21 protein-coding genes are annotated in these 21829 nt (G+C 60.5%); 19 read left to right on the top strand and 2 right to left on the bottom strand.

The features are described 5' to 3' along the window. Positions 1-240, bottom strand: a complete 240-nt coding sequence (locus DWV43_RS00425; RefSeq protein WP_117564125.1) for a hypothetical protein — start codon at positions 238-240, stop codon at positions 1-3. A 196-nt stretch (positions 241-436) separates the two neighbouring features. Here DWV43_RS00425 and alaS point away from each other — a divergent pair, with 196 nt between their 5' ends. The 14 genes from alaS to DWV43_RS00355 all read left to right on the top strand — a co-directional run bounded on the left by alaS (position 437) and on the right by DWV43_RS00355 (position 13584). Then, positions 437-3094, top strand: coding sequence for an alanine--tRNA ligase (gene alaS, locus DWV43_RS00420; protein ID WP_117816764.1), 2658 nt, complete (start codon positions 437-439; stop codon positions 3092-3094). Positions 3095-3103: 9 nt separating this feature from the next. Next, a complete protein-coding gene (gene ruvX / locus DWV43_RS00415; protein ID WP_117583450.1) occupies positions 3104-3532 on the top strand; it encodes a Holliday junction resolvase RuvX in 429 nt (142 codons plus the stop codon). Next, a complete protein-coding gene (gene mltG, locus DWV43_RS00410; RefSeq protein WP_233539168.1) occupies positions 3525-4916 on the top strand; it encodes an endolytic transglycosylase MltG in 1392 nt (463 codons plus the stop codon). The genes ruvX and mltG overlap by 8 nt, the downstream gene beginning before the upstream one ends. A 2-nt stretch (positions 4917-4918) precedes the next feature. After that, on the top strand, positions 4919-5416 hold the full coding sequence (locus tag DWV43_RS00405; RefSeq protein WP_117583452.1) for a YqeG family HAD IIIA-type phosphatase: 498 nt from the start codon (positions 4919-4921) through the stop codon (positions 5414-5416). Between the two features lie 8 nt (positions 5417-5424). Continuing rightward, complete coding sequence (locus tag DWV43_RS00400) at positions 5425-5958, top strand: shikimate kinase (RefSeq protein WP_089571747.1); 534 nt, start codon at positions 5425-5427, stop codon at positions 5956-5958. Continuing rightward, complete coding sequence (locus DWV43_RS00395; RefSeq protein WP_117816762.1) at positions 5955-7064, top strand: hypothetical protein; 1110 nt, start codon at positions 5955-5957, stop codon at positions 7062-7064. Before DWV43_RS00400 ends, DWV43_RS00395 begins: the two co-directional genes overlap by 4 nt. Before the next feature lie 131 nt (positions 7065-7195). Continuing rightward, positions 7196-8326 carry a Xaa-Pro peptidase family protein gene (locus tag DWV43_RS00390; protein ID WP_117816761.1) on the top strand — a complete coding sequence of 377 codons (1131 nt, stop codon included), beginning with the start codon at positions 7196-7198 and terminating at the stop codon, positions 8324-8326. A gap of 160 nt (positions 8327-8486) precedes the next feature. Beyond that, positions 8487-9050 (top strand): elongation factor P, encoded by a 564-nt coding sequence (efp, locus tag DWV43_RS00385; protein WP_117757241.1) that lies wholly within the window; start codon positions 8487-8489, stop codon positions 9048-9050. Positions 9051-9074: 24 nt separating this feature from the next. Further along, positions 9075-9437, top strand: coding sequence for an Asp23/Gls24 family envelope stress response protein (locus DWV43_RS00380; protein ID WP_117816760.1), 363 nt, complete (start codon positions 9075-9077; stop codon positions 9435-9437). A gap of 3 nt (positions 9438-9440) precedes the next feature. Then, the gene (nusB, locus tag DWV43_RS00375; protein ID WP_117816759.1) at positions 9441-10028 is read left to right on the top strand and encodes a transcription antitermination factor NusB; all 588 of its coding nucleotides are present in this window, start codon (positions 9441-9443) and stop codon (positions 10026-10028) included. A gap of 2 nt (positions 10029-10030) precedes the next feature. After that, on the top strand, positions 10031-10270 hold the full coding sequence (locus tag DWV43_RS00370; RefSeq protein WP_006233978.1) for an exodeoxyribonuclease VII small subunit: 240 nt from the start codon (positions 10031-10033) through the stop codon (positions 10268-10270). 35 nt (positions 10271-10305) lie between these two features. Next, positions 10306-11109 carry a TlyA family RNA methyltransferase gene (locus tag DWV43_RS00365; RefSeq protein ID WP_117816818.1) on the top strand — a complete coding sequence of 268 codons (804 nt, stop codon included), beginning with the start codon at positions 10306-10308 and terminating at the stop codon, positions 11107-11109. Then, positions 11106-11966, top strand: a complete 861-nt coding sequence (locus DWV43_RS00360; protein ID WP_117758136.1) for an NAD(+)/NADH kinase — start codon at positions 11106-11108, stop codon at positions 11964-11966. Before DWV43_RS00365 ends, DWV43_RS00360 begins: the two co-directional genes overlap by 4 nt. Beyond that, entirely contained in the window at positions 11956-13584 is a 1629-nt protein-coding gene (locus tag DWV43_RS00355) for a DNA repair protein RecN (protein ID WP_117816758.1), read from the top strand. The genes DWV43_RS00360 and DWV43_RS00355 overlap by 11 nt, the downstream gene beginning before the upstream one ends. Positions 13585-13805: 221 nt before the next feature. On the opposite strand, the gene DWV43_RS00350 is transcribed toward DWV43_RS00355, so the two are convergent. Next, on the bottom strand, positions 13806-14663 hold the full coding sequence (locus tag DWV43_RS00350; RefSeq protein ID WP_226790721.1) for a MurR/RpiR family transcriptional regulator: 858 nt from the start codon (positions 14661-14663) through the stop codon (positions 13806-13808). A gap of 272 nt (positions 14664-14935) precedes the next feature. Here DWV43_RS00350 and DWV43_RS00345 point away from each other — a divergent pair, with 272 nt between their 5' ends. From DWV43_RS00345 to DWV43_RS00325, 5 genes are all read left to right on the top strand, one after another. Next, complete coding sequence (locus DWV43_RS00345) at positions 14936-16939, top strand: fructose-specific PTS transporter subunit EIIC (protein ID WP_117816756.1); 2004 nt, start codon at positions 14936-14938, stop codon at positions 16937-16939. Between the two features lie 507 nt (positions 16940-17446). Beyond that, positions 17447-17710 (top strand): HPr family phosphocarrier protein, encoded by a 264-nt coding sequence (locus DWV43_RS00340; RefSeq protein ID WP_022094575.1) that lies wholly within the window; start codon positions 17447-17449, stop codon positions 17708-17710. A 133-nt stretch (positions 17711-17843) separates the two neighbouring features. Continuing rightward, positions 17844-19547: a phosphoenolpyruvate--protein phosphotransferase gene (ptsP, locus tag DWV43_RS00335; RefSeq protein ID WP_117757234.1), complete on the top strand. Its 1704-nt coding sequence runs from the start codon at positions 17844-17846 to the stop codon at positions 19545-19547. Between the two features lie 74 nt (positions 19548-19621). Beyond that, complete coding sequence (locus tag DWV43_RS00330; protein ID WP_117757233.1) at positions 19622-20554, top strand: 1-phosphofructokinase family hexose kinase; 933 nt, start codon at positions 19622-19624, stop codon at positions 20552-20554. A 188-nt stretch (positions 20555-20742) separates the two neighbouring features. After that, entirely contained in the window at positions 20743-21675 is a 933-nt protein-coding gene (locus DWV43_RS00325; RefSeq protein WP_117816755.1) for a 1-phosphofructokinase family hexose kinase, read from the top strand. Positions 21676-21829: the final 154 nt, after the last annotated feature.

Genomic DNA, 21829 nt, shown 5'->3' with positions numbered 1-21829 from the left:
TTAGCGTTTCTTGATGTTGTAAATAACAATAAACGCGATCAAAGCGATTGATAAGGGGCCAGCCACATAGAAAAAGATGGTGTCAATTGCGCTTAGGGTGTAATACGCTTTATCGCCAGATGTTACTGCGTACAATGCGTAGCCAAATCTCGGCTGGTTCACATACCAGCTCGAGTAAGCGAAGATTGCTAAAAGGGCTACTGAGGTTAGTGCATTCACGACAAACCGTTTGCTATTCATTGATCGCTCCTTCCGGACGATTCCTATATGAAATTTTACCAAAATCATTTTTTTCAAAGTATTTGACAGACCATAATAACGTGCACTTTCGCTGAAGGGTCGCTGTTTGGCGGCCCTCTTTTTTGCACAGGCGCGGTGGGATGGTAATATCGTTACGTTTGAACTGTTTCGATGTGAAACCGAGGAGATTCCCTCTATGAGTGCTGACTACCCGTCAATGACTACGGCCGAGATTCGCTCCAAGTTCCTCAACTTCTTTGAGGAGCGCGGTCTTAAGCTCTATCCTTCTTCGTCCCTCGTCCCCGACGATCCTTCGCTGCTGCTTGCCAACGCCGGCATGAACCAGTTTAAGGAGTACTACCAGGGCAAGAAGACCATGAAGGAGATCGGCGCGATCTCCTGCCAGAAGTGCGTCCGCACCAACGACATCGACTGCATCGGCGAGGACGGCCGTCACCTGTCCTTCTTTGAGATGCTCGGCGACTTCTCCTTTGGCGGCGTCTCCAAGCAGCAGGCCTGCGCTTGGGCCTTTGAGCTCATCACCAAGGAGTTCAAGCTTCCGCTCGACCGCCTGTACTTTACCGTCTTTACCGAGGACGACGAGACCCACGACGTGTGGCGCTCTCTGGGCGTTGCCGAGGATCACATCTCTCGCCTGGGCGAGGACGACAACTTCTGGGCCGCTGGCCCCACCGGCCCCTGCGGTCCGTGCTCCGAGATCTACTTTGACATGGGCGAGGAGGTCGGTTGCGGCAGCCCCGACTGCAAGCCTGGCTGCGACTGCGACCGCTTCCTTGAGTTCTGGAACCTCGTGTTTACCCAGTACGACCGCCAGGAGGACGGCTCCATGCCGGAGCTGCCGCACCGCAACCTCGATACGGGCATGGGTCTGGAGCGCATGGCCGCTATCATGCAGCACAAGACCGCTAACTACGACGGCGATCTGATGCAGCACCTCATCAAGCTCGGTGAGAAGATCAGCGGCAAGACCTATGACGCCGACGATTACTCCGGCGCCAGCCGCTCCCTGCGCATCATCGCCGACCACTCCCGTGCCGTCGACTTTATGATCTCGGACGGCATCCTGCCCGGTAACGAGGGCCGCGAGTACGTCCTGCGCCGCCTGCTCCGTCGTGCCGTGTTCCACGGTCGTCTGCTGGGCATCGAGGGCGCCTTCCTGACCAAGTTTATCGACGAGGTCAACGCTCAGATGGGCGAGGCTTATCCCGAGCTGCTCAAGAACGTCGCGCTCGTTAAGGGCATCGTCGCCTCCGAGGAGGAGCGTTTCTCAACGACGCTCGACAACGGCCGCGTTTACCTGGACGAGGCCCTGGCCGCGCTCGCCGACGGCGCTGTCCTTCCGGGCGATGTTGCCTTTAAGCTTCACGACACCTTTGGTTTCCCCATTGACCTGACTGTCGAGATCGCCGGCACCGCCGGTCACGACGTCGACATGGATGGCTTTACCGCTTGCATGGAGGACCAGAAGGCCCGCGCCCGCGCCAACGCTAAGGGCGATGCCTGGGGTAGCTTTAACGACGTGTGGGTCGAGCTTTCCGACAAGGTTGCCGCGACCGAGTTCGACGGCTATGACAACGACGTCATCGATGGCGCCAAGGTTGTCGCCATCGTGCGCAACGGCGAGTCCGTCGAGTCCGTTGCCGCCGGCGAGGACGTCGAGGTCGTGCTCGACCGCACCCCGTTCTATGCCGAGATGGGTGGCCAGCAGGGCGACGCCGGCAAGCTTTCCGCCGAGGGCGTTGCGCTGACCATTTCCGATACCAAGAACCACAACGGCCTGTATGCCCACGTCGCCCACGTCGCCGAGGGCACGCTGACCGTCGGTGCTACCGTGACCGCCGCGCTCGACGCCGAGCGCCGTGGCTTCCTGCGTCGCAACCACACCGCCACGCACCTGCTCGACGCCGCGCTTAAGCAGGTCCTGGGCGAGCATGTCTCCCAGGCTGGCTCGTTGGTGACGCCCGAGCACCTGCGCTTTGACTTCACGCACTTCGAGGCCCTGTCCTCCGAGCAGCTCAAGGCTGTCGAGGACCTGGTCAACCAGCAGATCTTCGCTTCCAAGCCGGTCGTGACCCGCGTCATGGGCATCGACGAGGCCAAGGCCGCCGGTGCTGTCGCCCTGTTTGGCGAGAAGTACGGCGATGTCGTCCGCGTTGTCTCCGTGGGCGCCGAGGATCAGCCGTTCTCCCGTGAGCTCTGCGGTGGTACGCATGCCGCCAACACTGCCGAGATCGGCCTGTTCAAGATTATTTCCGAGTCCTCCACGGGCTCGAACGTCCGTCGTATCGAGGCCGTGACCTCTAAGGGCGCCCTTGATTACATGGCCGACCGCCTGGCGCTCGTTGACGCCGCTGCCGCTGCACTCAAGTGCCGCGTTGACGAGGTTCCCGCCCGCGTGGAGAACCTGCAGGCCGAGCTGCGCGAGACCGCCGGCAAGCTCAAGAAGGCACTCACCGGTGGCTCCTCCGATGCGATTTCCAGCGCCATCGAAGGCGCTGTCGAGGTCAATGGCTACAAGCTCGTCGTCGCTGAGCTCCAGGGCCTTGAAGCTGCCGACCTGCGCAACGTGTGGGATACCGTGCACCAGAAGGTCGCCGGCCCCGTCGCCTGCGTCGTCGCTAGCGTGACCGAAAAGGGCACCCCGGCCCTGCTCGCTGCCGGCTCCGATGACGCCGTCAAGGCCGGTTTCCACGCCGGTAACGTGATCAAGCAGATCGCGGGCCTGGTCGACGGTCGCGGTGGCGGTCGTCCCAACATGGCCCAGGCTGGCGGCAAGAACGCTGCCGGTATCGCCGATGCCCTCGCGGCTGCCAAGACCGCGCTCGGCGCTTAAGTAGTCGCTGTGGTCGCGCTCGCGCTGGACATAGGGGAGACCCGGATTGGCATTGCCGTCTCGAGCCGTGATGGCAAGATGGCAATGCCCGTCAAGGTGCTCCCGGCTGCCGAGGTCACTGGCATGGCCAAGACGTTCCGTTACCTGGTTGAGGACTATGAGCCCGATATCCTTGTAAGCGGACGTCCCTTGACCATGGCCGGTGAGCCCGGCCCCCAGGCCGAGCGCGTTGCCGCCGTTGCGCAAAAGATTGCCCAAGAGCTCGATCTTCCGCTTGAGTTTGAGGATGAGCGCCTGTCCTCGCAAGAGGCAAAGCGTATCCTGCGCGAGCAGGGACTCAACGAAAAGCAGATGAGGGGCAAGATTGACATGATCGCCGCCAGCCTGTTCTTGCAGACGTGGCTCGATCGCAAAAACGAGGAGGTTTCGCATGCCTAGCGCTTCCGATCCGCGCCAGCCGAATCGCCAGGGGCAGCCTACGCCGCGCCCTGTATCGTCCGGCCAGCGTCCGATGCAACCGACGCAGCGTGCGGCTCAGCCTGCTGCTCGTCCCGCACAGCCCTCCTCTCGTGCAGCACAATCTGCTCAGCGTCCTGCCCAACAGCCCGCTGCCCGCGCAGCCCGGGCCGCAAGCGGTACCCGCTTTAAGCAGCAGGCGCCCACGCAGCGTGCGCAGGCGCCTCAATCGCATACGCGTACACATCATGCTCACGGCACACATGGCGTAGCTCCGGCCACGCGCTCGAGCTATAACACGCATGCCCGCCGTGGCGTCCAAAAGAAAAGCTCTCCGGTGCCTATGATTATCGGCGTTGTTGTTGCCGTACTTGCTCTTGCTGCCATTGCCTTCTTTGTCGTTCCGGCCGTCAAGGGCCTGTTTTGCGGGGAGGAGACAGGCGTCACCGCTGGCCAGCGAGTTACCGTCACGATTCCCGAGGGAGCTTCGGGCGATACGATCGCCTCGATTCTCTCCGAGAACCATATTGTCGAGAATCCCAAGGATTACTACGCGGCGGTCAAAAAGCTCAACGCAGATATGTCGCTCAAGCCCGGCACGTACTCGTTCACGACGCTGATGGATGCGACCAAGGTTGTCCAGCAGCTCATGGAGGGGCCCAATGCCGGCTCCGATGCGCTGACTATCCCTGAGGGCCTAACGGTCGACCAGGTCGCCGATCGCGTGGCCGCGGCATACGACAGCATCTCCAAGGAAGACTTCCTTAACCAGGCCAAGGCGAGCAATTATGTGAATGATTACGCTTTCCTTAAAGATGCCGCGAACGATTCGCTCGAGGGCTTCCTATTCCCCAAGACCTATTCGTTGGGTAAGGACCCGTCTGCCGATGATGTGATTCGCGCCATGCTTGACCAGTTCAACGCCGAGTATAAGTCGCTTGACTTTGCCAGCTGCGAGGCCAAGATCAAGGAGCGCTATGGCGTGGAGATGTCCGATTACGACATCGTTAACCTTGCCTCGATCGTCGAGCGCGAGGGCCTCAACGCCGATCAGCGCGCGCATGTGGCTTCGGTTTTCTATAACCGTATGGCGGGCAAGCTCGATGGCCTGCGTTACCTCAATAGCGATGCGACCATGATGTATGTCACCGGCGGCGAGGTTACCGCCGACGACCTGCAGAGCGATAGTCCGTATAACACCTATAAGCATGAAGGCCTGCCGCCCACGCCCATCTGCTCTCCGTCGCTCGAGGCGCTCAAGGCTACCCTTGAGCCGACCGACTCTGATGACCTGTATTTCTACATTACACAGGACGAGGAGTATTTCTCGAAGACCTACGAAGAGCACCAACAGTCTTGGAATTGATCATGAGGATTTTTAGCCCCAAACGTTATGTTGCCTCAGTTGACCGCATCGACCTCGATACCCTCTGGGCCGACGGCAAGCGCGCCATTCTACTCGACCGCGATAACACTCTGGTGCCGCGCGATACCGAGCAGGTTCCCGCTGCGGTTTCAGCTTGGCTCGAAGCCGCCCATGCCAAGGGCTTTAAGCTGTGTATGGTGTCCAATAACTGGCATCGCGACCAGGTCATGGCATCGGCGCGCGAGCTGGGGCTCGAGGCTATCAGCCACGCCATGAAGCCCGCCCCGTTTGCCCTGAAGGCGGGTCTTAAGCGTCTGGGCGCCACGGCCGACGAGGCCGTGCTGATCGGTGACCAGCTGTACACGGACGTGTGGAGCGGTAACTTTGCCGGCGTTGACACTATTCTGGTCAAGCCGCAGGCGACCCAGGACCTGTGGTACACGCAGATCTTCCGCATCTTTGAGCGCCGGGCCCTGCGCGACCTTCCCTGCGAGGAATAGGTTTCGCCATGTCTCAGCACATCAAACACGGCTGCGACCATATCTTCTTTATCGGCTTTTTGGGCGCGGGCAAGTCGACGCTTGCGCGCAACGTGGGCACTATGTTCAAGCGGCGTTTTATCGATACCGATCGTTTGGTTGTGCGTCGATGCGGCAAGTCGGTGACCGAGATATTTGAGACCGAGGGCGAGGATCGTTTTCGCGAGCTCGAGACCTCGGCACTCCGTTCGCTTCAAAGCGAACGCAGCCTGCTGGTATCGTGCGGGGGCGGCATCGTCGAGACGCCGGTGAACATTGAGCTGATGCACGAGATGGGTACCTGTGTGTACCTCGAAGGCGACTTTGAGGACTCGTTGCGCCAGATTCGCCGCTCCGATACCCGGCCCGATTTCCGCTCGCCCGAGCACGCTGCGCGCCTGTTTGAGCATCGCCGTCCGCTGTATCGCCGGGCCGCCGATATTACCCTTGATATTCGCAACAAGTCCTTCGAGGACGTTTCCTACCTTTGTGCCGAGATGCTTTTGGAGCGTGGACTGCTATGATTCGCCGTCAACTTATCAATTTCCAAAACCGCAGCGTCGATGTCCGCGTCGGATTGGGCGCGTTCGAGGAGCTGCCGCGCATGTTTGCCTCGGCTGTGGGCAAGCCTAAGCGCGCGATGGTGGTTTGGAACGACGCCACATCCGAGCGATTTGGCGAGGTTGTCGAGCATGCACTGGTTGACGCCGGTTTTGCCGTGTCGCTGCTCGCCCTCGAGGTTTCCCCTGCCGGTGCTACGCTTGCCGATGCCGATACCGTCTTTGGCGCCCTGTCGGCTAACGGCATTACCTGCGACGATCTCGTTGTCGCTGTCGGCGACACGGCGACCTGCTCGGTCGTTTGCTGGTGTGCCAATCAGTGGTGCGGTCGCACCGAGTGCGCCTTGCTGCCGACGACGTTCGACGCCATGCTCACGGTCGCGACGACCATGAAGCCGCTCGTCGCCTCGTCGGCGCATGCGCTTCCCGCTATCGCGTTCCGTCCCGAGCCGGGCTTGGTCGTGTGTGACCTCGACCTTGTACGCGAGGCGGACCCCGAGGATCTCAAGCTCGGCTATGCGGTGCTCGTTGTCACCATGCTTTCGAGCAGCAAGTCCCGCTGGAATCAGTTTACTGAGACCGTCCCCGAGATTCTCTCGGGCGAGGAGGTTGCGCTCGTCAATGCCGTTCAGTGGTCTCAGACTGCACGCAAGGACGTACTGATGGCCACGAACCCGAGCGCCCGCCATGCGCTCGATTTTGGCAAGACGGGGGAGCGCACCCTGCGCGCCTGCTTGGGCGATGCCGCTTCGCCGGTGCCTGCCTACCAGCTGTTGTCCGAGGGCATGCGCTTTGAGGCGCGCCTAGCCCATGATGCCTGCGACTTCGACATCGATTACGTCTTTGAGGTCGATGACTGCCTGGAGGACTTTGGTATCGAGGAGCTTGCCTTTGATCTGGAGCCTGCCGCATATATCGAGGAGTTCCGCAGGCAGCAGTTTGCCCGCTCGAACCGCAGCATGTTGCCGCTGCCCGCGGCACTCGGCGCCATTCGTTTAACGAGCGTTGAGGACGAGGTTCTTGAGCGCCATGCTCACGCCTACTTGGCTTCTCGCAAAGAACTTCTCTAAGATTTATTGACATCCATCGTCTTTCGTATCATGTTGAGGGGCGGGTTTCAATCGGTCGTGGATCACATGCGATTCCGTCGTTCGGTTGAGACCCGTCCCGCACTTTTAGAGACAACAAGAAAGGAATCTGCATGTCAGAGTTTGCTGCCGGCCCTGCCGGTCGTATCGAGCGTGTCCGTGTCCTGATGGCTGAGCGCGGCTACGACGCTATCGTGGTTCGTGACGAGGCCAATCTTCGTTGGCTTACGGGCGTGAAGGGCGTCTTTGATTACACCTTCGAGTTCCCGCACGCGGCGTTTATTACGGCTGACCAGTGCCTGTTCCATACCGACTCGCGCTACCTCAACAGCTTTGAGGAGAACACGCCCGCCGGCAGCCCTTGGGTCTACGACATGGACGAGGGTACCATCCCCGGTTGGGTCGCCGGCAAGATCGCGGCCAACACGTGCCGCGTCTGCGCTGTCGAGGACGACATGCAGATCAACTTCTACCAGGGCATTCAGCGTGGTCTGGAGGATCGTTCCGTCGCCTGCATGCTGCCGCTGATGCATGACGACATTCGCAAGATGCGCGCCATTAAGGACGCCGAGGAGATCGAGCTCATGCGCCATGCGCAGTCGATCACCGATGCCGCCTTCCAGCATATGCTCGGCTTTATTAAGCCCGGTATGACCGAGAAGCAGGTTCGCAATGAGCTCGAGAACTTTATGTTCGCCAATGGCGCCGACAGCCTGGCCTTTGGCTCCATCGTGGCGAGCGGCCCCAATACCGCCAATCCGCATGCCGTCCCGAGCGACCGCGTGATCGAGAAGGGCGACTTCGTCCTTATGGATTACGGCGCGGGCTACTGCGACTATCGTTCCGACATGACGCGCACCGTCGTGATGGGCGAGCCTACCCAGGAGCAGCTCGACCTCTATGCGCTCGTGCGCCGTACGCACGAGGAGTGCGTCGCCGCCATCCATCCGGGCGTCGAGGGCAACGACATTTTCAAGCTTTCCAAGAAGATCATCGGCGATGCCGGTTATGGCGATTACTACAACCATGGTCTGGGCCATGGTGTCGGTATCGACATCCATGAGCTGCCCAACTTCAACCGCAGCAAGAACATCATCGAGGTCGGCTCGGTTATCACCATGGAGCCTGGCGTGTACCTGCCCGGCGTGGGCGGCGTGCGTCTGGAGGACTACGGCGTGGTCACCGAGAACGGCTACGAGCCCTTCACCAAGACACCGCATGACCTTCACGTCATCGATTGCTAGTCTACTTCGGTAGATAGTTTGGGGCGGGGCGTCTGGATCGATTCGGACGCCCCGCGTTCTCTTTTTATGCGCTCGCCGCAGGCGCCGTCTGCAAGTGTATAATTTCGCTCGTATGTAATTTGGACGCTTGTGCGTTCTGCCCATAACAAGAAAGGTCGCTATGCCTACCATTTCTACCGCCGACTTCAAGAACGGCCTCGGTCTCCGCATTAAGGACAAGGTCTACACCATCGTCGAGTTCCAGCATGTCAAGCCCGGCAAGGGCGGCGCGTTTGTGCGCTACAAGACCCGCGACATCAAGAGCGGCCGCGTCGTCGAGAACACCTGCAATGCCGGCACCAAGTTCGAGAGCGTTATGCTCACCACCCGTGAGTTCCAGTACCTCTACAACGATGGCACCGACTACATCTTCATGGACAATGAGACCTATGAGCAGGTTCCTGTTCCCGAGGACATGGTGGGCGAGAACTCCAAGTGGCTGCGCGAGAACGACATTTGCCAGCTTCTCTTCGCCGACGATGAGCTCATGGGCGTGACTCCGCCGATGTTCATCGAGACCACCATCGTCCAGACTGACCCGGGCTTTAAGGGCGACACCGTCCAGGGTTCCACCAAGCCGGCCACGATCGACACCGGCGCCGTCATCCAGGTCCCCATGTACCTCAACGAGGGCGAGGTCATCAAGGTTGACACCCGCGACGGCAAGTTCGTCTCCCGCGTCTAGCAACCAACTCTTCTAGGAGGACTCATGCCCCAGGAAATCAAGATTGACGGCATCGGCATTTCGCCCGATGTTCTGACCGCCATCGTCTCGCGCGCCGTGTCGGATGTCGAGGGCATCGCCTCCGTTGGCGTCAAGGACCTTGCCACCAACCTTGTCTCCATGATGCTCTCGTCCAAGGCCCCGGCTTCCGAGCCGGCGGTCGAGGCCGAGGTCGTCGGCGACAAGCTCGCACTCACCGTGCGCGTTGTGGTGTTCTTTGGCTATCCGTTCAAGAAACTCGCCGAGGCCGTTCGCGCCGCTGTAGCCGCCGCCATCGATGCCCAGGTGGGTGTCGAGGTCGAGCGCGTTGACGTTTGCATCGACGGCCTCGTTTTCCCCAAGGAGTAACCTTTGAGCCTTAAGGTTTATCGCGGGCGCACGCTTGCCCGCAGTCAGGCGCTGCAGCTGCTGTTCCAGGCCGAGGCCACGGACAGCCCGCTCGAGCGCGTCCTCGAGGGCGATTTCCTGATCTCGAAGGGTCCCCTCGACCCCTATGCGCTGGAGCTGTGCCGCGGTGCTTACGAGCATATCGACCGCATCGACTGCGCTCTGCGTTCCGTTGCAAAAAACTGGGATCTTATGCGCATGCCCGGCGCCGACCGCAATCTGCTGCGTATCGCCGTTTACGAGATGCGTTTCCTCACCGACGAGGAGGTCTCGGATGCCATCGTGATCAACGAGGCCGTTGAGCTTGCCAAGGCCTATGGCACCGATCAGTCCGCGTCGTTCGTCAACGGCGTGCTGGGTAAGATCGCTCGCAGTGAAGAGCTGCCGGGCGAGGATCTGTACCAGGAGCTGCTGGCCGAAGATCGCGCTCGCGAGGAGGCACGGGCTGCCGAGGCTGCCGCAAAGGTTGCGGCTGCTCAGGCCGAGGCTGGCGTGCTGGCCGAGGACGCGGACGCTGCTGAGGCCGTCGAGGCCGACTCCGTCGAGGAGTAGTCATGCCAGAGGGTTCTGTCCGCAACTTTGACGAGATCTCGGACCGTTTGGATCAGATCATCGCTACCGTTCGCTCCAAGGACACCTCCTTGGAGCGTTCGCTCGATCTGTTTGACGAGGCGATTGAGCTGGGCTCCCGCGCGGTCGACATGGTCGATAAGTTTGAGCTCACGCCGCGTGAGGCCGACAAGCTCGAGCAGGAATACGATGAGGATGCGGCAAACGAATCCCAGGATAGCTAGGCCGCATCTCCGGATACGAATGGTTGATGGCATTCATGAAACGCGTGCGTCTTGATGACGAACTGATTTCACAGGGCATCTGCGCCGATCGCGCGGATGCCCTTCGCACTCTTATGGCCGGCTTAGTCTCGAGTGGCGGCGAGCGCTTGACTTCGCCGGGCCTTAAGGTGACCCCGGGCCTGCCGTTGCACGTGAAGGGGCGCATTCCCTATGTTGGCCGCGGCGGTCTTAAGCTCGAAGGCGCGCTTGATGCGTTTGGTATCAATCCGACGGGCCTTGCCTGTCTGGATGTGGGCTGCTCTACCGGCGGCTTTACCGATTGCCTGCTTAAGCGCGGAGCTGCGACAGTTGTCTCGGTGGACGTGGGTCGCGCCCAGTTCGATTGGTCGTTGCGTCAGGACGATCGCGTGACGCTGTATGAGCGCACCAACGTGACGCAGCTGCCCGAGCTCGGCTACGGCGACGCAATCGACCTGGCCGTGTGCGACGTGTCGTTTACGAGCATCGCGAACATCATCGACGCCGTGCTGGCGTGCCTGACGCCGACGGGGTCGTTCTGCACGCTCGTGAAGCCGCAGTTTGAGGCTCCGGCGGCGCTGGTGGGCGAGGGCGGTATCGTGACAGATCCCACTGTGCGTGTTGACACGCTCGTGGCGGCGATTGAGCTCTTTGCCGCCAAGGGCCTGTTCCCGCTTGACGTGTGCGTGTCGCCCATCCATGGCGCCAAGGGCAACGTGGAGTTTTTCCTGTACGGCACGAGGTTTGCCCCCAGCGAGCACTCCGATGACGAGTTGCAATCCCAGGTATCGGCTTTGAGCGAGAAAGCTGCAACGCTATGAAGGTCTTTCTGGTTCCCAATTACTACAAGCAAGAGGCGGTCGAGAGCGGCCTGATGCTCGAGCTTTGGCTTTCGCGCCAGGGCTACGAGGTCGCATGGGCTGCCGACCAGCGATCGAAGATTCAAAGCACGCCTGATATTGATGGCTCAGATCTGGTCATTACGCTCGGCGGCGACGGTACGTTGCTGCGCGCTGCCCGCATCCTCAACCATCGCGAGATTCCTATCCTTGGTCTTTCCTATGGTCACCTGGGCTTTTTAACTGCTGCGAGCCCCGAGGAGCGCGACATTCTGCAGGTCGTGAGCGATGCTCTGTCCGGTGAGCTGCACGTGAGCCGCCGCGCCACCATCGCCGCGGATATCGTGTCCGTGCGCGACGATGGCACGAAGGATGTCGTGCGCACGTTTGCCCTCAACGATATGGCACTTACGCGCGGCCCCCTGTCCGATATGGTTGAGTTTGACATCACGGTGTCCGGCCATCATATCGATCGCCTGCGCGGCGACGGTGTCGTCGTTTCGACGGCGACCGGCTCCACCGGCTATGCGCTTTCCGCCGGCGGCCCCATCGTCAGCCCCGATTACACGGGTATGGTCTGTGTGCCCATCGCCCCGCATACCATTCAGGCTCGCGCTTTTTTGACCTCGCCGAGTGATGTCGTCGAGATCTTTATGTCTGATGACCGTCCGAGTGTTCCGGCGATCGCTATCGATGGACAGTTTATTACCTGCGATGGCACCGTTGAGAGCGTGGCGGTGCGTCGCGGTCCCGGAGATGTGCTGCTTCTCGATTACGGTCCCGAGAGCTTCTATAACTCCGTGAGCCGCGTGTTCTACGGAGTGCGTCATGATCGATGAGCTGCAGGTTTCCAACATTGCACTCATTCGCGAGGCGACGCTGGTGCCGAGTGCGGGCCTAACGGTTTTGACTGGCGAGACCGGTGCCGGCAAGACCGCGCTGCTCTCGGCGCTCAAGCTCATTTTGGGCGAGCGCGCGGATTCGTCGACCGTGCGCGAGGGAGAGGCGCTGGCGACCGTCGAGGCGCGCTTGTTCGACGGCCCGCACGACACGGAGGGCTTTACCGTGCAGCGCAGCCTTTCTGCCGAGGGTCGCAGCCGCGTCAAGATTGACGGCCGCATCGCCAGCGTGCGCGAGCTTTCCGAGCGCGTCGGCGTGATGATGGATCTGTGCGGCCAGCATGAACATCAGCGTCTGCTCGATCCGGCACATCATGTTGCCATGGTCGATGCCTGGGCTGGTCGCTCTGCGCTCGAGGCGCTGGAAAAGTACCGTGTCTGCTTTAAGGCGTCGCGTGCGGCTGCCAAGGAGGTCCGTCGCGTAGAGGAGGCGTCGCGAGCGCAGGGGAGTCGCGTCGAGGAGGCGCGCTTCGCCCTGGAGCGTATCGCCGAGGTTGACCCCAAGCCGGGTGAGTATGAGGAGCTCGAGGAGCTGCTGCCGCGCTCCGAGCATGCCGAGGTGCTGGTGGCGACGGCCAACGATGCCCATGCATCGCTTACTTCCGAAGGGGGAGCGCTCGATGCCGTGAACGGCGCCGTGGCAGAACTGTCGCGCATGGCTACCGTCGATCGCAAACTGGGTGACATCGCCGACGCACTTTCGGATGCCTGCATCTCACTCGAGGATTGCGCCAACGAGCTGCGTGCTTATCGCGATGGCGTTGCGTTCGATCCTCGCGAGCTCGCTCGCATGCGCGAGCGGTATTCCGACCTTAAGGGACTTCTGCGGCAGTGGGGTCCCACCATGGACGATGTGTTTGCCATGCGTGACCACTCGCGGGAGTTGTTATCGCTGGTGGACGATGGTGACGAGCAGATTAGGAAGGCACGCGAGGCACTCGGCGCGGCGGAGCACGAACTGTTCGCCGCTGCCAAGGCGCTTAAGCGCGCACGCAATACGGCAGCCCCGCGTTTTTGTCACGAGGTGGGTCGTCAGATGGCACGCCTCGAGATGGGCGGCGCTGAGCTGGTCTGGGAGTCCCGCGATCTCCCTCGCGCTGAGTGGACACCCGCGGGCCCTTCGAGCTACGAGCTTCTGTATCGCAGCGGTGCCGGATTGACGCCGCGCCCTCTGCGCCGCATTGCCTCGGGCGGCGAGCTCAGTCGCGTTATGCTGGCGAGCAAGGTGGTCTTGGGTAATGCTGACGGCGTCGACACACTGGTATTTGACGAAGTCGATGCCGGTGTCGGTGGTTCCACGGCTCGTGCTCTTGCTGGTGTGCTGGCCGATCTTGCCGCTACGCATCAAGTGATTGTCGTAACCCACTTGGCGCAAGTCGCCGTCATGGCCGACAAGCATTATGTTGTCAGCAAGGAGCCGGGCGATGTTCCCCAGACGCATTTGGACGAGGTAACCGGCGAAGCGCGTACCGCCGAGATCGCCCGCATGCTCAGCGGCGATCAATCGGAGGCAAGCGTAGCGCACGCCAGGCAGATGCTTGCGGAGGCGCGTGCCTAGGCCGAGCCGCCACATGCATGTCCAACCCGGCCGCCACGAAACGGGTCCATCTACTACGTTTGGTAGGGCATCGGCGACCATATCAAGAATTGAAAAAAGAAAACCGCAGGTAGAACGCCTGCGGTTTTCTCGATTTTGGGTGTATGGTTGGCGCCTGCGGTTAAAACGTAGTAGATGGGCGTGTTTCGTGACGAGAGGCGTCTATCGGCTCCCCAATTTACCTACTCAACGACCTTATCCGGCTGGATGAGCTCCTCGTAGTAGCTGATATGCTCACGCGCGTCTTCAATCTCGGGCAGCAGGAAGTTGTAGATGACTTCGATGATCATCGTGGCGCTGATCTTGGAGAACGCAAAGTCGCCCGTCGTCAGTAGCGCTTCGTGGTTGACGGTATTAAAAGTGTAGTCTGCCAGACGCGCGAGCGGGGATTTGCTGTCGCTGCTGATGACGACTACGGTGGCACCGCAGTTGCGAGCCGCTTTTGCCATGCGATTCAGTCGGCGCGATTTGCCGGAGTTTGAGATTAGCACGATGACGTCACCTGGGCGTAACGTGAGCGCAAAGCCAATTGATGTCTCGCTAATGGTGCTCGCCATGCAGCGCAGGCCCAGCTGCGAAAACTTAAACGTCGCATCGAGCGCGACCGCGTTGGTATTGCCCACAGCCGCAAACTCAATAACCCCTGCATGCTTAAGGGCATGCACAACAGCCGCCAGCGTATCGTGGTCGATCCCGTCGATGGTCGCATTAAGCTCGCTCACCTTGGCAGCCAGGATGTTCTTGAGGCTCTGCTCCATATTGTCGAGCGAGACCTCGTCAGTCAGGCCCTCGTTGCGCTGGCTTTCCAAATCCCTCGCCAACGAAAACTGAAAGCTGCGGAAGCTGCCAAAGCCAAGCTTGCGGCAGAAGCGCGAAACGGTCGCCTCGGACGTGGCGGCGGCGCGCGAGAGCTGAGCCGCCGTGAGGCGCGGCGCCTCGGACTGGTGCTCCAATATATAGTCGACAATGCGCTGCTCGGACTCGCTGTATCCCTGATGGGTACTAATGAGGGAAAGTGCGCTCTTGCTACTATCGGTCATGGATGGCTCCTGGTTGGCATGAAAATCTAATTTGATTTGCAATGCCATAGTATAGGGGGATTTTCAATTACAAGATACACCTTGCCGTTTCAAGTGTTGATGGTAAACTTTCACCTACCGTTTACGGTTATGAAAGAACCTTTCACCGGAGAATTGCTCCTTGTCTCTTCTCACGCGGACGGTAGGTTGGTATCTTTCAGTTGTGGAAAAGCGCGCAAGGACGCGCGTGTAGGGGAGCGCCTGCGGGCGCAAAACTTAAAAAGGAGGGACACATGGCTAAGTTTGACATCATCGCCGCCACCGGTTGCCCGACCGGTATCGCGCACACCTTCATGGCGAAGGAGGCGCTGGAGAAGGCAGCTGCCGAGCGCGGTCTGACCATTAAGGTCGAGACCCATGGCCAGGTCGGTGTCGAGAACGAGCTCACCAAGAGTGAGATCGCCGGTGCCAAGGCCGTCGTCGTCGCAGCCGATAAGGATGTCCAGGCGGAGCGTTTCGCCGGCAAGCGCATGGTTTCCGTTGGTGTTTCCAAGGCCCTGTCCGTCGAGGCAGCCGGTAAGCTGATCGACCGCGCGCTCGCCGCCAAGGGTGACGACTCGGTTGCGGCTGCTGCCGATGTCGAGGATGAGGTCGAGGAGAAGGAATCTATCGGCCACATCATCTACAAGCACCTCATGAACGGCGTCAGCCACATGCTGGTCTTCGTCGTCGCCGGTGGTGTCCTGACCGCCGTTTCGTTCCTGTGGGGCATCACGTCCTTCGATTCGACGGCGTCTGACTACAACAGCTTTGCCGCTATGCTGAAGATCATCGGCGGTATCGCCATGAACCTCATGGTTCCCGTGCTTTCCGCCTATATCGCCGAGTCCATCGGCAAGCGCCCGGCGCTCGTCCCCGGCTTCGTTGCCGGTATGATCGCCATCCAGGGCCTGCCCGTTAACGCCGAGACCGGCATGATCGACGCCGGCGGCGCCGGCGTGGGCTTCGGCTTCCTGGGCGGCATCGTCGGCGGCTTCCTCGCTGGCTATGTCATCCTGCTGCTCGAGAAGGTCTTCTCCAAGCTGCCCAAGAATCTGGACGGCCTCAAGGCTATCTTCCTGTACCCGCTGTTCTCGACCGCCATCGTCGGCCTGGTCATGCTCGGCATCTCCGGCCCCATGGCTGCCATCAACACCGCCATGATGGACTTCCTCAAGGGTCTGTCCGCCTCTGGCGCCATTGTCCTGGGCCTTGCCATCGGCTGCATGTGCGCCGTTGACATGGGCGGCCCGGTCAACAAGGCTGCTTACGTCACCGGTACCGCTATGCTCACCGAGGCCTTGGCTGCTGGCGTTGGCACCGATACCTACAACTTCGGCACCAACTTCATGGCTGCCGTCTCCGCCGCCTGCATCGTTCCGCCGCTGATCACCACCTTCGCCGTCGTCGTTGGCAAGAAGTACTTCAGCCAGGAGGATCATGACGCCGGTATCGTCAACCTCATTCTTGGTTGCACCCACATCACCGAGGGCGCCATTCCGTTCATGACCAAGAACATCTGGCCCGTCATGCCCATCATGATGCTCGGTTCCTCCATCGCCTCGATCCTGACCATCATGTTCAACGTTCACGATCCGGCGCCTCACGGTGGCTTCCTGGTCCTGCCCGTTGTCGAGAACGGTCCGCTGTGGGTCCTCGCGATCCTCATCGGCGCTGTGATCGGTGGCATCCTGTTCGTGGCCTTCAAGAAGTACGACTTCGAGAAGAATCAGAAGGCCGCTCCTGTAGCCAAGCCGGTTGAGGCTTCCAAGGCTGCTGCCGTTGAGGCCCCTAAGGCCGATGCTGCCGACTTCGTGAAGGTCGAGAATGTCTTTGTCGCCGAGGACTTCGCTTCTCGCGACGAGGCTCTGAGCTTCGTTTCCAACCAGGCTGTCAAGGCCGGTATCGCCAGCGACGCCGACGCCGTGATGAACGCCTTCCTGGCCCGCGAGGCCGAGGGCACCACGGGCATGATGGAGGGCTTCGCCATCCCGCATGCCAAGTCCGACGCCATTACCGAGGCTGCCGTCATCGTCGTTAAGGACGAGTCCGGCGTGACCGGTTGGGATACCATGGACGGCGCTCCCGTCAACGTGGCCATCGCTCTGCTCATCCCTGGTGCACAGGCTGGCACCACGCACCTCAAGATCCTGTCCAAGGTCGCCGAGGCGCTCATGGACGAGGACTTCCGTGCCACCGTCAAGGGTTCCACCGACGCCGCCGAGATCGCCAAGACGATCAACGCCCGCCTGGTCTAATTCCGCAGTACGCGAATAACATCGCCCCCTGTAACAAAGGCGAGGACTCCCTACGGGTCCTCGCCTTTTTTCATACCACCCGGCACTCAGGGACGTTCCTTTCCTGCCGGCACCCCGGGACACTCCTTAGTCCCCAACAGGGCATAAATAGCCCTCATCGACTGAATCACCCACGCGAACAATAATTCAGCCAGAATTCCTTTTGCACGATATTTCTTGGACGGAAGCATGTTCCCGCAGCTCGCCTGCCGGGCGGGGCGGTTAAGTTTGTCGCGAGTTCCGCACGCAAAGGAAGGCACTTAATGTGCTTTCCGTCTTGCGCAGGACTGTAGAGCAGCAAACTTAACCGCCCCGCCCGGCAGGCGAGCGGACAGCGAACGACATCTGTCCAACAATTCGTGCGAAACACAATGAAAAACCGTTTGATGTGAGTTAATATAAACAACGTCGTGAATCTGACTCCTGCCACATGCATGACAGGGGTTAAACACAAAAAAGGAGTCAACTATGGTTTCTGAGAAGGCTACCCTCGTTAATCCTCAGGGTCTGCACATGCGTCCGGCTGGTCTGTTCGCCTCCACCATGGGCAAGTATGCCTGTGACGTGACGGTCGTCACCCCCGAGAAGGAGGTCAACGGCAAGTCCCCGATGGCCCTCATGGCTGCCGGTATCCCCTGCGGCACCGAGGTCGAGGTCAAGTGCGACGGCGCTGACGAGGCCGAGGCTCTGGCTGCTGCCATCGAGCTCATCAAGAGCGGTCTTGGCGAGTAGAACTCAAACGGGTCGCATGTTGAACAACTAAGTTCATATTTGGGGGCGCAGTGACCTGTTGTAAGGTAGCTGCGCTCTTTTGTCATGGATATGGCAAAACGCTTTATCACATGACACGGAGAGAGGAATGGGAATGTATCAGGGAGTCAACGCTTCCGAGGGCATCGGCATCGGCACCGTCATGGTCGCCGTCGATCCCGACTTGACGTTTGAGCCGCACGAGGTTGCTGATTCGGCAGCAGAGAAGGAGCGCTATCAGACCGCTCTTTCGGTCTTCTGCGAGAAGACCCAGGCTCAGGCCGACCACATGAAGGAGACGGTGGGCGAAGCCGAGGCCGAGATCATGAGCGGACACATTGTCCTGGCTCAGGACCCGGGCATGACCGACGCCATCAACGCCGCCATTGACGGCGGCACCTGCGCCGAGCAGGCGCTCATGGACACCTCGACCATGTTCGAGAACATGTTCCTGTCCATGGACGACGAGATGTTCCGTCTGCGCGCGGCCGACATCGCCGACATCCGCACCGGTATTCTGGCCGAGCTGTTGGGCAAGGAGGTCGTCGACCTCTCCGTCTTGCCCGAGAACACCGTCGTTGTCGTGCACGACCTCACGCCGTCCATGACCGCCACGATTGATAAGGCCCACGTTGCCGGTATCGTCACCGAGACCGGTGGCCGCACGTCGCACTCCGCGATCATCGCGCGCGCCCTCGAGATCCCGGCTGTCCTTTCGGTTTCCAACAGCTGCACCGCGCTGCGCAACGGCATGACCGTTGTCGTCGACGGTGGCAAGGGTATCGTCGAGGCCGATCCCGACGAGGAGACGCTCGCTGCCTACACCGCCAAGGCCGAGGCCTTCGCTGCCGAGAAGGCAGCCCTCGAGGCCTTCCGTGGCAAGCCGTCCGTGACTGCCGATGGCATCAAGAAGATCATCGCCTGCAACATCGGTAACCCCGATGACGTGCCCAACGCGCTCGATCACGACGCCGAGGCCATCGGTCTGTTCCGCTCCGAGTTCCTGTTCATGGACTCTGCTGAGCTTCCTTCCGAGGAGGAGCAGTTCAACGCCTACCGTAAGGTCGCCAGCGCGCTCAAGGGTGCTCCGGTTATCATCCGCACGCTCGATGTGGGCGGCGACAAGGAGATTCCGTATCTGCACATGGTCAAGGAAGATAACCCCTTCATGGGTTTCCGCGCCGTGCGTTACTGCCTGGCCAATCCCGACCAGTACAAGGTTCAGCTCCGCGCTCTTCTGCGCGCTAGCGCCTTCGGTGACGTCAAGATCATGATCCCGCTCGTCACCTGCGTCGAGGAGGTCTTGGCTGTCAAGGAGCTCGTCGAGCAGTGCAAGGCCGAGCTGACCGAAGAGGGTCGCAAGTTCAACGAGAACATCGAGGTCGGCATTATGGTCGAGACGCCTGCCGCTTCGCTGCTCGCAGACCGTCTGGCCGAGGTCGCCGACTTCTTCTCCATCGGCACCAACGACCTGATCGGCTACACCATGTGCGCCGACCGTGGCAACGACACCATCTCCAACCTGTACCAGGTGTACTATCCCGCCGTGCTCCGCTCGCTCAAGAACATCATCGAGAGCGGCGTGAAGGCCGGCATCATGGTCGGTATGTGCGGCGAGGCCGCTGCCGATCCGTTGCTCGAGCCGCTGCTGATCAGCTGGGGCCTGGAGGAGTTCTCGATGAGCGCTCCGTCCATCCTGCGCGCCCGCAAGACCATCAGCCAGTGGACCAAGGCCGAGTGCGACGAGCTCGCCGAGAAGGCGCTCGCCTGCAACACCGCCGCCGAGGTCAAGGCACTGCTCGAGTCCGCAGCTCGCTAATTTGGTATCAGAGGTAACCGCGTGGTTGGAATGGGCCGGCCACGCGGCCCTCACATATACAGGGGGTACTGTAAATGTTCTACACGCTAACCGCTAACCCGGCTGTCGACATGACGGTTTCGAGCTCTCCGCTCGAGCCCGACGAGAACGTCCGCACCGGCTCGGCCAGCTACACGGCTAACGGCAAGGGCCTCGACGTGTCCTTCGCCTTTAAGAAGATGGGCGTCGACACCGTCGCGCTCGGCTTCTTCGCTGGCTTTACGGGCAAGTTTATCGTTGAGGAGGTCATGAACCTGGGCTGCCTGTGCCGCCCGGTCTGGACCGACGGTATCACGCGCATCAACACCTACGTCAACGATGGCCAGCATGAGTACGGCATCCTGAACCCCGGCGCTCCGATTACGCCGCAGCACCAGGAGGAGCTCTACAACATCTTGGACACCGCGGGCGATCTTGAGTGCCTGATCGTCTCCGGCTCCGTGCCTCCCAAAGCTACGCCCGACTTCCTGGCTCAGGTCATGGAGCACGCTCAGGCCCGTGGCGCTGACGTCGTCCTGGATCTGTCCTCTGACAAGCTCAAGGAGCTCGCTCACAAGAAGCCGCTGCTCATTAAGCCGAACCATCACGAGATGAAGGCCATCTTCGGTGTGCCGGTCGACACCGACGACGAGGTCCGCGTTGCCATGAAGCTGGCTCACGAGGCCGGCGTTCAGAACGTGCTGCTCACCCGTGGTAGCCGCGGAGACGCCTACTTCTCCAACGGCGAGGACATCTGGTACGCCAAGCGTGAGTTCAACATCAAGCTGGTCTCTTCCGTCTGCGCCGGCGACTGCACCCTCGCTGCGTTCCTGCACAAGTGGTACAGGAATCGCGACAACGTCGAGGAGGCCATGAAGCTCGCTATGGCCACCGGCGCCAACGTTGCCGAGTCCGTCGGCATCGGCGACTTCGGTCACGTCGACGAGTACAGCAAGCGCGTTGCTGTCCGCAAGCTCGATCGTCAGTAATCGAAACGCGACATATTCGTGCGCATGTGGTGCCCCGGTTTCGGCTGGGGCGCCTTTTTGTTCCGCCACGGGGGAGAGGTGTCCCGCCGTACTTCATCGCTTCCACACCGTTCACCGAGTTGTCCTAGCCTTTTACCGATGCGTGGAATATACTTTCATTAACACGTTGCTTCGTGAAAGGAACATTCATGATTTACACGCTCACCGCAAATCCCGCTATTGACTACAACATCGCCTGCGACGGTCTTTCCGCCAACACCGTCACCCGCACGCACGACGCGGTCTATACGCCCAACGGCAAGGGCCTCAACGTCTCGTTCACCCTTGATCACTACGGTGTCGACACGACGATCTTGGGCTTTTTCGCCGGCTTCTCGGGCGAGTTTATCGTCAAGGGCGCCGAGGCCCTGGGCGTGCCCGTCAAGCCTGTTTGGACCGACGGCATCACGCGCGTCAACGTGTTCCTCAACGCCGGCCCCGACACCGAGTACAACATGGTCAACGCCGGTGCCGCCATCAACGATGCCAACGAGCAGGAGATGTTTGAGCTTATCGATTCGCTTGATGACATGACCTGCCTGGTCATCAGCGGCTCGCTGCCTCCCAACACTTCCGAGGGTTTCCTGTCCGAGGTGCTTCGCCGCGTCAAGGCCAAGGGTGCCGAGTTCGTGCTCGATATCTCGAGCCATCAGCTGGCAGACCTCATTGCCATGGAGCCGCTGCTGATTAAGCCCAATGACGACGAGCTGCTCGATATCTTTGGCATTAAGGTGAGCGGTGGCGACGACGAGTCCGTCAAGGGCGCGATGGCCGAGCTGCACGCCAAGGGCGCCAAGAACGTGCTGCTGACCCTTGGTGGCGCCGGTGCGTACTTCTCCAACGGTGAGCACATCTGGTTTGCCAACCGCACCTTCGACGTCAAGCTGCTGTCGACGGTGTGCGCGGGCGATTCCTCGCTGGCCGCCTTCCTGTCCGTGTGGCACGACGCCCCCGAGCGCGTCGAGGACGCCCTGCGCCTGTCGATGGCAACCGGCGCCAACGTGGTTGAGTGCCCGGGTCTGGGTGACTTTGCCAAGGTGGACGAATATAAGAAGCACATCGAGGTTCGCCAGGTCTGCTAGCAGCATCGATACGTCGTTGCCGAACACCCGCTTTGGATTACCAAGGCGGGTGTTTTTTGCGCGCTGAACGTATGTGGCGTCTGCTGTCTCGATTTATCTAATCGACGACGCGATTGCGTGTGCGTGTTTTCTCGTTTCTTGTTAGACTTCTTGA

It is taken from the genome of Collinsella sp. AF05-9 (assembly GCF_003465595.1).
In the GTDB taxonomy this organism is placed as follows: Bacteria; Actinomycetota; Coriobacteriia; order Coriobacteriales; family Coriobacteriaceae; genus Collinsella.
Note: the sequence above shows the minus strand (reverse complement) of the source record. Positions and strands in the feature narration are given on the sequence as shown.

Coding starts and splice junctions, on each gene's coding strand:
- DWV43_RS00425 (WP_117564125.1), bottom strand. CDS start 240: ATGAATAGCAAACGGTTTGTCGTGAATGCACTAACCTCAGTAGCCCTT.
- alaS (WP_117816764.1), top strand. CDS start 437: ATGAGTGCTGACTACCCGTCAATGACTACGGCCGAGATTCGCTCCAAG.
- mltG (WP_233539168.1), top strand. CDS start 3,525: ATGCCTAGCGCTTCCGATCCGCGCCAGCCGAATCGCCAGGGGCAGCCT.
- DWV43_RS00405 (WP_117583452.1), top strand. CDS start 4,919: ATGAGGATTTTTAGCCCCAAACGTTATGTTGCCTCAGTTGACCGCATC.
- DWV43_RS00400 (WP_089571747.1), top strand. CDS start 5,425: ATGTCTCAGCACATCAAACACGGCTGCGACCATATCTTCTTTATCGGC.
- DWV43_RS00395 (WP_117816762.1), top strand. CDS start 5,955: ATGATTCGCCGTCAACTTATCAATTTCCAAAACCGCAGCGTCGATGTC.
- DWV43_RS00390 (WP_117816761.1), top strand. CDS start 7,196: ATGTCAGAGTTTGCTGCCGGCCCTGCCGGTCGTATCGAGCGTGTCCGT.
- efp (WP_117757241.1), top strand. CDS start 8,487: ATGCCTACCATTTCTACCGCCGACTTCAAGAACGGCCTCGGTCTCCGC.
- DWV43_RS00380 (WP_117816760.1), top strand. CDS start 9,075: ATGCCCCAGGAAATCAAGATTGACGGCATCGGCATTTCGCCCGATGTT.
- DWV43_RS00370 (WP_006233978.1), top strand. CDS start 10,031: ATGCCAGAGGGTTCTGTCCGCAACTTTGACGAGATCTCGGACCGTTTG.
- DWV43_RS00365 (WP_117816818.1), top strand. CDS start 10,306: ATGAAACGCGTGCGTCTTGATGACGAACTGATTTCACAGGGCATCTGC.
- DWV43_RS00360 (WP_117758136.1), top strand. CDS start 11,106: ATGAAGGTCTTTCTGGTTCCCAATTACTACAAGCAAGAGGCGGTCGAG.
- DWV43_RS00355 (WP_117816758.1), top strand. CDS start 11,956: ATGATCGATGAGCTGCAGGTTTCCAACATTGCACTCATTCGCGAGGCG.
- DWV43_RS00350 (WP_226790721.1), bottom strand. CDS start 14,663: ATGACCGATAGTAGCAAGAGCGCACTTTCCCTCATTAGTACCCATCAG.
- DWV43_RS00345 (WP_117816756.1), top strand. CDS start 14,936: ATGGCTAAGTTTGACATCATCGCCGCCACCGGTTGCCCGACCGGTATC.
- DWV43_RS00340 (WP_022094575.1), top strand. CDS start 17,447: ATGGTTTCTGAGAAGGCTACCCTCGTTAATCCTCAGGGTCTGCACATG.
- ptsP (WP_117757234.1), top strand. CDS start 17,844: ATGTATCAGGGAGTCAACGCTTCCGAGGGCATCGGCATCGGCACCGTC.
- DWV43_RS00330 (WP_117757233.1), top strand. CDS start 19,622: ATGTTCTACACGCTAACCGCTAACCCGGCTGTCGACATGACGGTTTCG.
- DWV43_RS00325 (WP_117816755.1), top strand. CDS start 20,743: ATGATTTACACGCTCACCGCAAATCCCGCTATTGACTACAACATCGCC.